Genomic DNA, 223 nt, shown 5'->3' with positions numbered 1-223 from the left:
GCCACCCTATGGATTCAGGTGGCCGTTCTAGGGGTTGCCCCATTCGGAGATTCCCGGATCAAAGCGTGTTTCCAGCTCCCCGAGACTTTTCGCAGGTAACCACGTCCTTCATCGCCTCTGTGTGCCAAGGTATCCACCGTGAGCCCTTTGTAGCTTGACCAATTAACACTCCCAACGTTCAGGGTTGTTGAGACCCATTCTCCTGCTTTCACCTTCTCTCGCT

1 rRNA gene is annotated in these 223 nt (G+C 54.3%); it reads right to left on the bottom strand.

Annotated features, from left to right (window positions below):
• Positions 1-160: ribosomal RNA gene (locus KUG38_RS04240) — 23S ribosomal RNA — on the bottom strand; the annotation flags it as partial.
• Positions 161-223: the final 63 nt, after the last annotated feature.

The sequence above is a fragment of the Synechococcus sp. CCAP 1479/9 genome, from assembly GCF_019038535.1.
GTDB lineage: Bacteria > Cyanobacteriota > Cyanobacteriia > PCC-6307 > Cyanobiaceae > Cyanobium.
Note: the sequence above shows the minus strand (reverse complement) of the source record. Positions and strands in the feature narration are given on the sequence as shown.